Annotated in this window: 10 protein-coding genes and 1 pseudogene; 5 read left to right on the plus strand and 6 right to left on the minus strand. The window is 72.5% G+C overall.

Annotated features, from left to right (window positions below):
• The first annotated feature begins 75 nt into the window (after positions 1 to 75).
• Positions 76 to 1,418: pseudogene (locus tag AB5J49_RS04265) on the plus strand (FAD-dependent oxidoreductase).
• 65 nt (positions 1,419 to 1,483) lie between these two features.
• Entirely contained in the window at positions 1,484 to 2,872 is a 1,389-nt protein-coding gene (locus tag AB5J49_RS04270; RefSeq protein ID WP_369167123.1) for a nucleobase:cation symporter-2 family protein, read from the plus strand.
• Here AB5J49_RS04270 and AB5J49_RS04275 read toward each other — a convergent pair.
• Entirely contained in the window at positions 2,792 to 3,145 is a 354-nt protein-coding gene (locus tag AB5J49_RS04275) for an ArsR/SmtB family transcription factor (RefSeq protein ID WP_369167124.1), read from the minus strand. The two genes, AB5J49_RS04270 and AB5J49_RS04275, sit on opposite strands and share 81 nt — an antisense overlap.
• A gap of 126 nt (positions 3,146 to 3,271) precedes the next feature.
• Here AB5J49_RS04275 and AB5J49_RS04280 point away from each other — a divergent pair, with 126 nt between their 5' ends.
• Positions 3,272 to 4,351, plus strand: a complete 1,080-nt coding sequence (locus AB5J49_RS04280; RefSeq protein WP_369167125.1) for an NADH:flavin oxidoreductase/NADH oxidase — start codon at positions 3,272 to 3,274, stop codon at positions 4,349 to 4,351.
• A gap of 42 nt (positions 4,352 to 4,393) precedes the next feature.
• On the opposite strand, the gene AB5J49_RS04285 is transcribed toward AB5J49_RS04280, so the two are convergent.
• The 4 genes from AB5J49_RS04285 to AB5J49_RS04300 form a co-directional block, all read right to left on the minus strand.
• A complete protein-coding gene (locus AB5J49_RS04285) occupies positions 4,394 to 8,743 on the minus strand; it encodes an HAD-IC family P-type ATPase (RefSeq protein WP_369167126.1) in 4,350 nt (1,449 codons plus the stop codon).
• Between the two features lie 196 nt (positions 8,744 to 8,939).
• Complete coding sequence (locus AB5J49_RS04290) at positions 8,940 to 10,271, minus strand: PHB depolymerase family esterase (RefSeq protein WP_369167127.1); 1,332 nt, start codon at positions 10,269 to 10,271, stop codon at positions 8,940 to 8,942.
• 56 nt (positions 10,272 to 10,327) lie between these two features.
• A complete protein-coding gene (locus tag AB5J49_RS04295; RefSeq protein WP_369167128.1) occupies positions 10,328 to 10,891 on the minus strand; it encodes a non-reducing end alpha-L-arabinofuranosidase family hydrolase in 564 nt (187 codons plus the stop codon).
• Positions 10,888 to 11,142 (minus strand): hypothetical protein, encoded by a 255-nt coding sequence (locus tag AB5J49_RS04300; protein ID WP_369167129.1) that lies wholly within the window; start codon positions 11,140 to 11,142, stop codon positions 10,888 to 10,890. The genes AB5J49_RS04295 and AB5J49_RS04300 overlap by 4 nt, the downstream gene beginning before the upstream one ends.
• A gap of 320 nt (positions 11,143 to 11,462) precedes the next feature.
• Here AB5J49_RS04300 and AB5J49_RS04305 point away from each other — a divergent pair, with 320 nt between their 5' ends.
• Positions 11,463 to 12,443, plus strand: a complete 981-nt coding sequence (locus tag AB5J49_RS04305) for a polysaccharide lyase family 1 protein (RefSeq protein WP_369167130.1) — start codon at positions 11,463 to 11,465, stop codon at positions 12,441 to 12,443.
• A gap of 31 nt (positions 12,444 to 12,474) precedes the next feature.
• Positions 12,475 to 13,251, plus strand: a complete 777-nt coding sequence (locus AB5J49_RS04310) for a pectate lyase (RefSeq protein WP_369167131.1) — start codon at positions 12,475 to 12,477, stop codon at positions 13,249 to 13,251.
• Positions 13,252 to 13,416: 165 nt separating this feature from the next.
• Here AB5J49_RS04310 and AB5J49_RS04315 read toward each other — a convergent pair whose 3' ends face one another.
• Positions 13,417 to 14,160: a PaaX family transcriptional regulator C-terminal domain-containing protein gene (locus tag AB5J49_RS04315; RefSeq protein WP_369167132.1), complete on the minus strand. Its 744-nt coding sequence runs from the start codon at positions 14,158 to 14,160 to the stop codon at positions 13,417 to 13,419.
• Positions 14,161 to 14,204: the final 44 nt, after the last annotated feature.

Here is a 14,204-nt window from a genome sequence, read left to right on the forward strand (position 1 = left end):
GCGATGCTGGACTCGAGAGCGACTTCTGAAGATCCCCGAAGATCCCCGCAGGCCCCTCGGACAAGGAGTTCCGCCGTGCTGCGTGTCGCCGTCGTCGGTTCCGGCCCGAGTGGGTGCTACACCGCTCAGGGCCTCGTACAGCAGGATCCGGACGTGTCCGTCGACGTCCTGGACCGGCTGCCGTGCCCGTACGGCCTGGTGCGCTACGGGGTGGCGCCGGACCACGAGAAGATCAAGTCCCTCCAGAACAACCTGCGAGCGGTCCTGGAGCACGAGCGGGTGCGCTTCCTCGGCGGCATCCAGGTCGGACCGGGCGGGATGCCGATCGAGCGGCTGCGGGAGCTGTACCACGCGGTCGTGTACTGCGTGGGCGCCGCCACCGACCGGCACCTCGGGATTCCCGGCGAGGACCTGCCGGGAAGCTGGTCGGCGACCGAGTTCGTGTCCTGGTACAGCGCCCACCCGGACGCCGTCGACGACGGATTCGTGCTCGGCGCGCGGTCGGCGGTCGTCATCGGCGTCGGGAACGTCGCGGTGGACGTCACGCGGATGCTGGCGCGGGGCACGGCCGAGCTGAGCCCCACCGACATGCCGCAGGCAGCGCTCACCGCCCTCGCCGCGAGCCGGGTGGCCGACATCAGCATGGTGGGGCGGCGTGGCCCCTCACAGGCCCGCTTCACCACCAAGGAGCTGCGGGAGCTGGGCACCCTGCCCGACACGGAGGTGACCGTGGATCCGGCAGAGCTGGCGCTGGATCCGGCCTACGCCGACCCCTCCGGACTGCCGGCCGCGCAGCGCCGCAACGTGGAGGTGCTGCGCGGCTGGGCCGAGTCCCCCGCGCAGGACGCCGGCCACCGCATCCGGCTGCGTTTCTTCCTGCGCCCCGTCGAACTCCTCGCCGAGGAGGGGCGCGTGGCCGCGGTGCGCTTCGAGCGGACGGCACCCGACGGGCAGGGTGGCGTGACGGGCACGGGCCAGTACGAGGACATGGCGGCCGAGCTGGTGCTGCGCTCGGTGGGCTATCGCGGAGTACCGCTGGCGGGACTGCCGTTCGACCCGGCGACCGGCACGGTGCCGCATCTCGCCGGTCGCGTACTGCGCGAGGGCGCGGTGGCGCCGGGCGAGTACGTGGCGGGCTGGATCAAGCGGGGCCCGACGGGGGTGATCGGCACCACCGCCCGTGCGCGAAGGAGACGGTGACGTCCCTGCTGGAGGACGCGTCCGCGCTCGCGCGGAGGGAACTGCCCGAGGACCCGCTCACGGCCCTGCGCGCCGAGGGGATCGAGCCGGTCGAGTGGACGGGTTGGTGCGCCATCGAGCGGGCGGAGGCGGAGCTGGGGGCGTCGCTGGGCAGGGGTGTGGTGAAGCTCCCTGACTGGCAGTCCCTGATGAACGCTGCGCACGGAAGCGCCCTTTAGGCGGGACACGCACCGGAAACGCCTCCGAAATCAACAAACTGTTCAAGGAGATTACGGTCTCGCCCATGACCACAACCGCGCCCGTACACCCCGTCGACGAAGTCCCACCCGCGCGCCAATTGGCCGCCTTCGGCCTCCAACATGTACTTGCGATGTACGCGGGCGCGCTCGCCGTACCCCTGATCGTCGGCGGCGCGATGAAACTGTCCCCCGCCGACCTGGCGTACCTGATCACCGCCGACCTCCTGGTGTGCGGCATCGCGACCCTCATCCAGTGCATCGGCTTCTGGCGGTTCGGCGTGCGGCTGCCGATCATGCAGGGCTGTACGTTCGCCGCCGTGTCGCCGATGGTGCTGATCGGCACCACGGGTGGCGGACTGCCCGCGATCTACGGCTCGGTGATCGTCGCGGGGCTCGCGATCGTGCTCCTGGCGCCGGTCTTCGGCAGGCTCCTGCGATTCTTCCCCCCGCTCGTCACGGGCACCGTGATCCTGATCATCGGCCTCTCGCTGCTGCCGGTGGCGGGCAACTGGGCGGCGGGCGGCGTCGGTTCACCCGGCTTCGGGGAGCCGAAGAACCTCGCGCTGGCCGCGTTCGTGCTCGCGGTGGTGCTCGGTGTGCAGCGGTTCGCGCCGGTGTTCCTGAGCCGGATCGCCGTGCTGATCGGCATCGTGGTCGGGCTCGCAGTGGCGGTGCCGTTCGGGTTCACCGACTTCGGTGGGGTCGGGGACGCGGACTGGGTCGGGATCAGCACGCCGTTCCACTTCGGGGCGCCCACCTTCGAGTTCTCGGCGATCCTCTCGATGTTGGTTGTGGCTTTGGTGACCATGACCGAGACGACCGGCGACTTCATCGCGGTCGGGGAGATGACGGACCGCAAGATCTCGCCGCGTTCCCTCTCGGACGGCCTGCGCGCCGACGGCCTGTCGACGGTGCTGGGCGGTGTCTTCAACACCTTCCCGTACACGGCGTACGCGCAGAACGTGGGGCTCGTCGGCATGACCCGCGTGCGCAGCCGCTGGGTGGTCGCGACGGCGGGCGGCATTCTCGTGCTGCTCGGCCTGCTGCCCAAGCTGGGCGCGGTGGTGGCGGCGATACCGGCGCCGGTACTGGGCGGTGCCGGTCTGGTGATGTTCGGGACGGTGGCGGCGAGCGGCCTGAGGACCCTCACCCAGGTGGACTTCAAGGGCAACAACAATCTGACGGTGGTGGCCGTTTCCGTGGCCATGGGTGTGCTGCCGGTCGGTGTGCCGACGGTCTACGCGAAGTTCCCGGACTGGTTCCAGACGGTGATGAACAGCGGGATCAGCGCGGGCTGCCTGACGGCGATCGTGTTGAACCTGCTCTTCAACCACCTGCCCGCGAAGGCCGGTTCAGGCACCGCCGAGGCGGACGGCCTGGCGGGCGGCGGCGTCGAGAAGGCAGTCGAGGAGTCCCGGGAAGAGGCCGTCTAGGTCGTCCTTGCGCAGGCCGTTCATCTTGGCCGTGCCCCGGTAGACCTGCTGGAGCACACCGCTCTCGCGCAGCACCCGGAAGTGGTGCGTGGTGGTGGACTTGGTCACGGGCAGGTCGAAGTGCGAACAGGAGAGCTCGTCGCCGACGGCGGCGAGCTCTCGCACGATTCTCAGCCGCATCGGGTCGGAGAGCGCGTGCAGCACGCCTTCCAGACGGATCTCCTCACGCGCGGGGTGCGGGAGGTCTCGGCTGCTGACAGCGGGGCTGGTCACGGCGGCTCCACTTCACTTCACTCGACTTCCCTCATTGTACGAGATCTCTCGTAGTTTGACACTTCCCGTACTACGATGCCTATCGTACGAGTCGACCGCTGGTCCCCGTGACGAATGGAGTCCGCCGTGAGTGCGCTCTTCGAGACCTACACCCTGCGCGATATGACGATCCCGAACCGGGTGTGGATGCCCCCGATGTGCCAGTACTCGGCCGCGCCGGACGGCCCCGACATGGGCGCCCCCAACGACTGGCACTTCGCGCACTACGCGGCCCGTGCGGCCGGCGGCACGGGGCTGATCATCGTCGAGGCCACGGGGGTCAGCCCCGAGGGCCGGATCTCCCCGTACGACCTGGGCATCTGGAACGACACGCAGGTCGAGGCGTTCCGCCGGATCACGCGTTTCCTGGTGTCGCAGGGCACCGTGCCGGCGATCCAGCTGGCCCACGCCGGCCGCAAGGGCTCGACCGACCAGCCGTGGCGAGGCGGTGGGCCGGTGGGGCCGGACGCGCACGGGTGGCAGCCGGTCGCGCCGAGCGCGGTCGCGTTCGCCGACGGGCACCCGGTGCCGAGTGAGCTGACGGTCGCCGAGATCCAGGAGATCGTGGGTCAGTTCGCGGACGCCGCGCGCCGGGCCCTCGCCGCCGGATTCGAGGTCGCTGAGATCCACGGCGCCCACGGCTATCTGATCAACGAGTTCCTCTCCCCGTACTCCAACCACCGCACCGACGAGTACGGCGGCTCGTACGAGAACCGCACGCGTTTCGCGCTCCAGGTCGTGGACGCCGTACGGGAGGTGTGGCCGGACGACAAGCCGCTGTTCTTCCGCATCTCGGCGACCGACTGGCTGGACGAGGACGGCTGGACCGCCGACGACACGGTCCGCTTCGCCGCCGACCTCCAGGCCCACGGCATCGACCTGCTCGACGTCTCCACCGGCGGCAACGCCTCCGGTGCCCGCATCCCTGTCGGTCCCGGCTACCAGGTGCCGTTCGCCGCTCGGGTGAAGGCCGAGACCTCGCTGCCGGTCGCCGCGGTGGGGCTGATCACCGACGCCGAACAGGCCGAGAAGATCGTCGCGAACGGCGAGGCGGACGCCGTCCTGCTCGGCCGCGAGCTGCTGCGCAGCCCGTCGTGGGCGCGGCATGCGGCACGGGAGCTGGGCGGGGACGTGCATGTGCCGGACCAGTACCACCGGTCCGTTTGACCGCCCCCCCCCCGGTTGGCACACCCGCCTCGGCCGGCCGGATCATCCCGTGGGCAGATACCGCAGAACGGCCCGTTCCAGGTACGGCACGGCGCGCTGGCCGGCCACCGCGAGCGCGATGGACGCGGCGACGCCCGTCCAGGCGACCGGCCCCAGCGGTGTGCAGCCGAAGAGGTGACTGAGGCCTGGCGTCTCGACCAGCACGAAGAGCGCGGCCGCGGAGCCGAGGGCGGTGACGCGGACGAGCGGGCTGCCCCGGCGGGCGGCCAGGGTCTGCGCGAGCTGCGTGCCGACCACCGCGCACAGGGCCATCGTGGTGGAGCGGCGGGCCGTGCCCGGGGTGAAGCGGCCGACCAGCCAGGCGGACGTCGCGCCGAGTGTGGTGGTCAGGGCGCGGTGCCGGATCTTGCTGATCAGAGGGGCGCCGAGGAGGGAAGTGCCGAGGGGCTCGGTGCCTTCGGGGGCGAGGGGGTCGCCGTGGCCGGCCTGGCCGTCGGCCGATACCGCCGACTCCGCGCCCCCGGCCTCCGCCTCCTTCGGCGTCACCGCCACCGCCATGGCCGGGAACAGGTCCGTGAACAGGTTGACCAGCAGCATCTGGCGGGTGGACAGGGGCGACGCGCCCGACAGGAGGGTGCCGAGGAGGCCGAAGCCGACCTCGCCGGCGTTGCCGCCGATCAGGATGGCGATGGCGTCGGCGACGCTGTGCCACAGGGCCCGCCCTTCGGCGACGGCCTCGATGAGGACCGTGAGGTCGGCGTCGGTGAGGACCAGGTCGGCCGCGTTGCGGGCGGCCGCGGAGCCCCGGGCGCTGATGCCGACGCCGATGTCGGCGGCGCGGATGGCCGCGGCGTCGTTGGCTCCGTCGCCGACCATGCCGACCACCCGGTCGGCGTCCCGGAGCGCCTCGATGACCTGGAGTTTCTGCTCGGGCGCGACCCGGGCCACGACACCCATGTCACGCAGCATCCGGGCGCGTTCCTCCCGGTCCGCGGAGGCCAGCTCATCACCCGTGACGACCCCGGTGTCCTCGGGCCAGCCCAGTTCCGCGGCGATCGCGCGGGCGGTCTGCGGGTGGTCGCCGGTCAGCATGACGGGGCGTACGCCCGCCTTGCGCAGTCCCTCGACGAGGGCCGTGGATGTGTCGCGCGGGACGTCGGCGAGGGCCAGCAGACCGGTGAACTCCAGCTCCGCCAGGGGCTGTTCCAGGACCTGCGCCGCCTCGTCCGCCGCGTCCAGGGGGCGCCGGGCCACCGCCAGGACGCGCAGTCCGTCGCCGGCCAGCCGCTGCGCCGTCTCCGAGGCCGACGACGGCAGGTCGGCGCAGGCGGGCAGCACCGTCTCGGGGGCGCCCTTGACCACGAGTACGGGGGTGTCGTCCTCGGCCCGGCCGACGGCGGCGGCGTAACCGCGGCCGGCCTCGAAGGGCAGGCCCTCGGTCTGGGTCCACTGCGGGTCGTGGCCCGCGGCGTCCAGGACGGCCTCGTCGGTGGCGTGCACGGGCCGGTCGGAGCCGCCGTTGAGCTGCGGGCAGGCGCGGGCCGCGACGCGCAAGGTGGCGTCGCCCTCGTCCGGCTTGCGGACCGTGCCGTCGGCGTCGGTCACGCGCACCAGGCGCAGCCGGTTCTCGGTGAGGGTGCCGGTCTTGTCGAAGCAGATGGTGTCCATCCGGCCGAGCGCCTCCAGGGTGCGCGGCGCCCGGACGAGGACTCCACGGTGGCTCAGCCGGCGGGCGGCCGCGAGCTGCGCCACGGTCGCCACCAGCGGCAGCCCCTCGGGGACGGCGGCCACGGCCACCGCCACGCCGCCGCTCACCGCCCGGCGGATCGGCGTGCCGCGCAGCAGCGACAGAGCGGTCACCCCGGCGCCGCCCGCCAGGGTCAACGGCAGGGCCTTGTCGGTGAGTTCCCGCAGCCTGGCCTGGACTCCGGCGGACGGCGGCTTGCGGGAGGCGAGGGCCACGGCCCGGGCGGCCTCCGTCCGGTCCCCGGTGTCCACCACGACGGCCCGGGCGTGCCCGGCCACCACGGTCGTCCCCTCGAACACCATGCAGCGGCGGTCCGGCACGGCCGCGTCCGGCGTCGGGTCGGTCGCCTTGTCGGCGGCCAGGGACTCCCCGGTCAGCGCGGACTCGTCCACCTCCAGGCCGTCCTCCCACACCAGACGGGCATCGGCGGGCACCACGTCGTCCGCCCGGAGCTCGATCAGGTCGCCCGGCCGGAGCTTGGCGGCGTCCACGAGGTGCGGCTCGGGTTCCGGTTCCTCGGTCGTGACACGTGCCTTCTGCGTCTGCTTCGCCAGCAGCCCGGACAGCGCCCGCTCGGCCCGCATCCGCTGGACGCCGCCGACCAGCGCGTTCAGGTCGAGTGCGCCGACGACCAGCAGGGCGTCCACGACGGAGCCGAGGATCGCCTCGGCGGCCGAGCCCACGGCCAACACCGGGGTGAGGGGGTCGTCGAGTTCGCCGCGAACGGCCCGGGCGAGCCGCAGCGGCCCGCTCACCGGCGCGAACACGCGCTGCCTGCCCATCGTGCGGATCGTCTTGCGCGCACGGCCGGTGGCCTGCTCGGCCACGGTCTGTTCGGGGCCCTGTTCGTGTTCCAGCCGGTCCCGGACCTCGGTGTGCTCCAGTTCGTGCCAGGCCACGCGCGGACGCGGGTGGGGGGCGCGGGCGAACGACACCCCGAGGGCGCTGCGCACGCCGGTCAGCAGGGCCCAGGCCGCGCTCACGTCGACCGGGGTGTGCCGCAGTCCGGGCCAGGGCGTGGGGCGGCCACGCCGGGACTTGCCGATGGCCACCAGCAGCCCGGACAGAGCGGCACCGGACCGGGCCAGGGTCTGCGACCTGCGGCCGACGCCGCGCGCGGCCGGTACCGCCCGCAGCAGCCGCCACACATCGGCCGGCCCGTGCAGGGCGAGTACGTCCGCGCCCCAGACGACGGTCCCGTCCTGGTCGGTGAGGGCGACGGCCACATCACCGGCGAGCAGCCCGGCGAGTACGTCCTCGTCGTCCGGCCCCGGCCGGGCGACCGTGACGACCACGCCGTGGTCCTGTCCGCGCAGCCCCCTCACCACATCGCTCAGCGACCGCTCGTCGCGCACCACCTGGTCGGCGAGGCTGGTGAAATCGGCCAGGGCGGGGTCCTCCACCATCACGACCCGCAGGCCCGCGCGCCGTGCCGCGTCCAGCACGTCCTCGGTCCACGGGTCCGCGCCCGCGCCGGGAGTGCGCAGCGCGCTCGGATGCAGGACGACCGTGTCGGCCATCTCCAGCTGCCGCAGCCGCTCGGTGTCGCGCACCAGGACGCCCGTGCGGGACAGCGCGGAGCTCAGTACGGCGTGGAAGGCGGCGGGCCCGTAGCGCGCGGCCTTGGGAGAGCCGGCGAGCACCGCCTCCGCCGCCTCGGTGCCGTCGTGCTTGACCAGCAGCGTGGCCAGCGCGCCCACCAGGCTCCCGGTCTCGGCGTGCGCGGCGTACTCCTGGGCCGGGGAGGTGCGCAGGGGCGGGCGCGCGCGGTGGTCCCCGGCCACGCTGCCCCGCTCCGGCGCACAGACCTCGTCGTGGACCCTGTCGAACGCCGCCACCCGAGCCACCGTCTCCGCCAGCTGGAGCGCGCGCAGCGCACTGTCGAGCATCAGGGCGGTAGGGGTCCGGCCGACACCGTGGGCGGCCGCGTTCGCGGCGGCGAGCACCAGGTCCATGCGCGAGCGGCCGAGCCTGGCGCGCAGCCAGCCGCGGAAGCGCGGGTTCTCCCGCGCCAGCGTCACCAGCGCGGTCACCGCCCGCGGTGAGGACGGCAGGCGCAGGCCGTATCCGAGGAACGCGGTCGCGATGCCGATCCCGTCGACGGCGAGCGTCGCGGCGGCGGCCCGTACTCCGGCGGGGTCGGCCGGGTGCACGATGTCGTCCACCGCCTCGTCCGTCTGGGCCAGACCGTGCCGGGCCGCGATCTCGGACGCCTTCTCCACCACGCGATCGCTGACCGAGTCCTCGACGGCGGTCACCACCAGCCTGCTCAGTCCGCCGTCCCAGTACGCGAGGGCCACGTCGGGGCGCTCCGCCAGCGCCGCGGCGACCCGGTGCGCCACGCGCTCCGTCCCGCCCGCCCGCCGTACGCGGTCCGGCTCCTCGGGCCGCAGCGCGAGGTGGGTCCGGGTGCCGGACCGCCAGGGGTGCGGGCGGCCGGGCAGCGTGTTGCGGGCGACCCGCGCGACACGCGCCGCGGAGTCCACGCCCCGTACGCCGGCCCGTGCCGTCCCTGCCACGGCCCCCGCTGCGGCTCCCACCGCGGGGGCGGCGCCCCTGGCGAGCAGCCGGGGCCCGGCCGCGACCAGTCCGGCCGCGGTGGCCGCCGGACGTGTGACGGTGCGTGTGAGGAGTCCCAGTACCATCGCTCACCCTCAGCCGGTCGTGCTGTGACATCGCCTTTCGTGGGGCCCGGGTTCCCGCAAAACGGCATGTCATCCGCCTGCGGGCGCCCCGGCATACCGTGCCGGGGCGCCCGCGGCGGAGGCTGAGCGCGTGGGGCGGGCGGATCTCTGTGGGGCCGGAGGCTCTCGCCCCCGGCCCCACAGAGGTGCGCCTAGGTCAACCTGCCGTGCAGGCCGTGCCGTTGAGCGTGAAGGCGCCCGGCGCCGCGCTGTTGCCGGTGTGGTTCGCCTGGTATCCGATGCTGATGCTCGCCCCTGGCGCGAGCGCCGCGTTGTACGAGGCGCTGGTCGCCGTCACCGCGCCGGAGGCCGGGGTGTAGGTGGCTCCCCAGCCGTTGGTGATCGCCTGGCCGGCGGGCAGGGTGAAGCCGAGCTGCCAGCCGCTGATCGCCGTCGTGCTCGTGTTGGTGATCGTCACGGAGGCGGTCAGGCCCGTGTTCCAGGCATTGGTGGTGGCGCTCACCTTGCACGCGCCGGGCTGGGGCTGGGGCTGCGGTGCGGGGCCGCCGCTGTCGAGGCCGAAGAAGGTCAGCACCCGGGTCGCCATGCCGGAGCTGTACAGGTTGTGGCCGACGCCCTGGAGACTGATCGCCTCGACGGGGGCCCGGTCACCGGTGCCGCCGTAGCGGGTGCGGGTCCAGCCGGACTGGGGCGTGTCCGTGGCGGCCGGGGTCTGGCTGACGCCCTGGACGTTCGTCCACTGCTTGATCATCTCCCCGAAGTTCGGGTAGCGCAGGACATCGTCCGCGGTGCCGTGCCACAGCTGCATGCGCGGCCGGGGGCCGGTGTAGCCCGGGTAGGCGCCCCGGACCAGGTTCCCCCACTCCTGCGGGGTGTGGGTCACGGTGCCGTTCGCGCAGGCGCTGTTCCACTCGGAGCCGTCGGTGGTGGCGAAGCAGCCGAAGGGGACGCCCGAGAAGGCGGCGCCCGCGGCGAACACGTCGGGGTAGTCGCCGAGCAGGACGTTGGTCATCATCGCGCCGGAGGAGATGCCGGTGGCGAAGACGCGGCTGGTGTCGGCGTCGTAGGTGCGGGTGACCCAGTCGACCATGGACTTGATGCCGACGGGGTCGCTGCCGCCGCCGCGCTTGAGCGCCTGCGGCGAGGAGACGTCGAAGCACTTGCTGCTGCGGGTGACGGACGGATAGAGCACGATGAAGCCGTACTGGTCGGCGAGCGTGTCGTACTCGGTCCCGTTGTACATGTCAGGGCCGGAGCCGGTGCACCAGTGCACGGCCACCAGGACCGCCGGGTTGGCGGTGACGTTGCCCGGCACGTACACGTACATCCGCAGGTTGCTGGGGTTGGTGCCGAAGTCGGTGACCTCGGTGAGCGTCGCGGCGGGGACCACGTCGGCGGCCTCGGTGCGGGCGGCGGCCGCGGGGGCGGTGACGAGCAGGGCCGCGAGCAGCGACAGGAGCGCTGCGAAGACGGCGGCGAATGGCGCGCGGAGCGGCCTTCTCGCGGTGGTGCCGGTGGGGGTGGGCACGTCCTTGTCCCTTCTGGCGCTGTCGATAGCGGGTCGGCAGGAGATGTTCGTCCGGGTCAGCAGGCCGAGCCTCCAGGGGAGTTGGGAGTCATCTCGCCGTGACTGAAGTCCGTGGTCCACGCGGGCTGTCCCGGCCCGAAGGTCACGTGGGTGGACCGGATGAAGGGGTCGGCCTCGGTCTCCGCCGGCGGTTTCCACGCCGCGCACAGACTGCCCGCCGTCCAGGCCCGGAAGTGGCGCCGCCGGCCGGAGCCGGTCGCCGGCGCCTCGACGAGCATGAGGTACTTGCCGCTGCTGCCGGGGCGGTAGGCGTTGCTCCCCTCGAAGAGGTCGTTCTCGGTGACGATCGGCGGTTCGGCGTCGAAGAGGTTCCGCGGCGCGCCCCAACTTCCCGGATTCGCGGGATCGTTGGTGGTCGAGAAGGACAGCGGCCCGGTCTGGTGGGCCATGTACCACTTCTCCTGCGGGGCGAAGTAGAAGACCTGGGGAGCGGCGACGTTCCGGTTGCCGATGTCGGGGTTGGTGTCGAGGAACGTCTGGGGTGCTGCGGCCGCCTGGGACCAGGCGGTGAAGCTGATGTGGGCCAGGCTCCACCGTCCGGAGGTGTCGGCCGACGTCATGTGGACTGCCAGCGGTTGTCGTACCGGAAGACCGTCGGGTCCTTGACGGAGACGATCGGGTGCCCCGCGTCCGGCTTGGACGCGATCAGCGGGCCACTGGAGGACCAGGTGAAGGAGCCGGGTAACGGGTCGGCCCGGTCCGCCACCAGGCCGCCGGTGGCAGCGCGGTCCGGGGATGCGGCCGCGGCGCCGAAGGCCGGCGGGATGAGCGCCAGCCCGCTGATCAACGTACGCCTATGGGGGGTCGGCATTGACTCGCCCTCTCGCAGGGAAAGCGTCCGGAAGAGCATCGTGGCATGGACACGCTCATCATGGAAGCGCTCCCACACCGGGCACGGAGAGAGCGCCGGGAGGGCACCGAGAGGGGCCCTTACCCCCCACCAGGGCTGACCGGATTCTTCTGCGCAAAGCGTTGACTAGAAAGCGCTTGCCCCCTACGTTCCGTTCAGCAGGCTGACCGAGCCGCACTGCCGCACCCCCACACAGCCACTCTGCCCGCGCGCGGCGTTCTGCATGACGCACATCGTTCAGGTACATGATCGAGCAAGTCCTCCCGAAGGGACGCACCCGCATGCGCACTCTCCCCCCACGTGCACGCTCGCAAAGAACCGCGCTGGTGACGGGCGCCGCAGCCGCTCTCGCCGCCGCGGCCGTCCTCGTCCTGCCGCAGCCCGCCGGGGCGGCCGACACCTCGCCGGTCGGGTTCGGCGCCGGGACGACCGGTGGCGGCAGCGCCTCGGCGGTGACCGTCTCGACGCTGAGCGCCTTCAAGACGGCGGTGACCGGCAACACCGCCAAGGTCGTCCGGGTCAACGGCCTGATCTCGCTGAGCGGTCAGGTCGACGTCGGCTCCAACACCACGATCCTGGGCGCCGGTTCGTCGTCCGGGTTCACCGGCGGCGGACTGCGACTGAAGAACGTCACCAACGTCGTCGTCCGCAACCTGAACATCAGCAAGCCGGTGGCGCCGTCCGACGGCATCACGGTCCAGGCGTCGACGAAGGTGTGGATCGACCACAACGCCTTCTCGGCCGACCGCGATCACGACAAGGACTACTACGACGGGCTGCTGGACATCAACCACGGCTCGGACAGCGTCACGGTCTCCTGGAACACCTTCAAGGACCACTTCAAGGGCTCGCTCGTCGGTCACAGCGACAACAACGCGAGCGAGGACACCGGGCACTTGAAGGTGACGTACCACCACAACTACTTCAGCAACGTCTACTCCCGCATCCCCAGCCTGCGCTTCGGCACCGGGCACTTCTACAACAACTACGTGGCCGGCGCGGACACCGCCTGCCACTCGCGCATGGGCGCCCAGATGCTCGTGGAGAACAACGTCTTCCGCGACACCAAGGTCGCCGTCACCACCAAGCGCAGCAGCGACGTGGACGGCTACGCCAATCTGCGGGGCAACGATCTCGGCGGAGCCGCGACCGAGATCTCCCGGGTCGGCACCTTCACCGCCCCGCCCTACAGCTACACCGCCGAGTCCGCGTCCACCGTCGTCGCCTCGGTGACGTCCGGCGCGGGCGCAGGAAAGATCTGACCACCCCCCAACTGGAAGAAGGCATCGGGACATGACTTCACCAGCAAAGCCCCGCGCCCGTCGGCGCGCGCTGACCGGCGGCCTGGCCGCACTCTCATCTGTCATGATCACGACACTCGGGGCCCCGCCGGCGAGCGCCGCCACCTGGCCGAGGCCCAGCAGCAGCCAGCCGGTGAGCTCGACCATCAAGGTGTCCGGTGTCCGTGACGGCGGCATGGTCCGCTACTACGGCAGTGGCGACCTCGCCGGTGACGGCCAGGAAGAGGGCCAGGACCCGATCTTCGAGCTCGCCGCCGGCGCGACGCTGAAGAACGTCATCATCGGCGCGCCCGGCGCCGACGGCATCCACTGCGAGGGCAACTGCACGCTGCAGAACGTGTGGTGGGAGGACGTCGGCGAGGACGCGGCCACCTTCCGGGGCGGCTCCACCTACACGGTGACCGGCGGTGGCGCGAAGAAGCCCGCCGACAAGGTCTTCCAGCACAACGGGCCCGGCACGCTGAACATCTCCAACTTCGCCGTCAGCGAGTTCAAGACGCTGTACCGCTCCTGCGGCGACTGCTCCACGCAGTACACGCGCAAGGTCAACCTCAGCAACATCGAGGTGACCGGCACGGGGTCCACGGCCCGCCTCGTCGGCATCAACGTCAACCGGGGCGACGTGGCGACCCTGCGCGGCATCACGATCCTCAACGACGCGAGCCGCAAGGTCGTCCCCTGCCAGAAGTACAACAACAACACCGCCGTCGGTACGGGTCCGGACAGCACGAACTGCCTGTACTCCACGTCGGACATCACCTACCGGTAGCCCACAGCCGCCGGCGAACCCCCCACGGTGAAGGCGGCCGTCCGAAGCGTCCCCGCACGGCGCTTCGGACGGCCGCCGCGTCGTTCCCGGGGGCCACGCGCGCGTACGCCGTCGGTCGGCTAACGGCGGGCACGCGCGTGTACGCCCTCGGCCGGCTCCCGGCCGTCACGCGCGCGCCTCCGCCGCCAACTCCCGCCGGTAGTCCGCGTACGCCGCCCGCAGCCGCTCACCCGGCCAGTCGGCCGCAAGGAGCTCGGGTGGCAGTACCGGGTCGGCGAGCAGGTGCCGTACGACGGCCGCGAAGGCGGCGAAGCGCTCGGACGGGTGCCGCACACGGGCGACATGGTCGAGCAGGGCGCGTCCCGTGCCGGCCCACGTGTGCAGCGGCCACAGGTTCGCGGCGAGCTCGCGCGCGGGGCGGTCGGGGCGGGCCGTGCCGCGCTCGGCGACCTGGCCGAGGCTGTCCGGCAGGGGGCGGAGCAGGTTGGCCGGCCGCAGCCAGACGCCCTCACGCAGCTCCGCGAGCCGGAGCCGGGTCAACTCGCCGCGCAGTTCGGCGCGTTCGGCGGGGCCGCGGCCCGTCGCCGTGACCACCACCATCTCCCAGTCACCGTCCCAGGGCACGGTCTCGGGGTGGACGGCGTCGTCCTGCCGTCGCTGACGTTCCAGCAGCCGGTCGCTGAGCCGGTAGACCGTGTCCGCGCGCCGCAGGTCGCCGGCCGCCACCATCCGGCTGAGCGCGGCCCGCAGGGTGGACCCCGCGATCCCGAACGGCTCCACACTGCGCACCAGGTCCTTCACCGGCAGCTCGGGCGGATGCAGCCCCAGCAGCAGACTCAGGACGACCGACCGGGCGGACAGGGGGCGCAGTTCCACCTCGTCGGCCTGCGGTGATCCGTTGTTCTGCATGGCGACGACTGTACGTGGCAGGGCGACGGGGACGTATGACAGGA

Origin of the sequence: Streptomyces sp. R28 (assembly GCF_041052385.1) — a bacterium.
Classification (GTDB): Bacteria; Actinomycetota; Actinomycetes; order Streptomycetales; family Streptomycetaceae; genus Streptomyces.

Coding starts and splice junctions, on each gene's coding strand:
- AB5J49_RS04270 (WP_369167123.1), top strand. CDS start 1,484: ATGACCACAACCGCGCCCGTACACCCCGTCGACGAAGTCCCACCCGCG.
- AB5J49_RS04285 (WP_369167126.1), bottom strand. CDS start 8,743: ATGGTACTGGGACTCCTCACACGCACCGTCACACGTCCGGCGGCCACC.
- AB5J49_RS04295 (WP_369167128.1), bottom strand. CDS start 10,891: ATGACGTCGGCCGACACCTCCGGACGGTGGAGCCTGGCCCACATCAGC.
- AB5J49_RS04300 (WP_369167129.1), bottom strand. CDS start 11,142: ATGCCGACCCCCCATAGGCGTACGTTGATCAGCGGGCTGGCGCTCATC.
- AB5J49_RS04305 (WP_369167130.1), top strand. CDS start 11,463: ATGCGCACTCTCCCCCCACGTGCACGCTCGCAAAGAACCGCGCTGGTG.
- AB5J49_RS04310 (WP_369167131.1), top strand. CDS start 12,475: ATGACTTCACCAGCAAAGCCCCGCGCCCGTCGGCGCGCGCTGACCGGC.
- AB5J49_RS04315 (WP_369167132.1), bottom strand. CDS start 14,160: ATGCAGAACAACGGATCACCGCAGGCCGACGAGGTGGAACTGCGCCCC.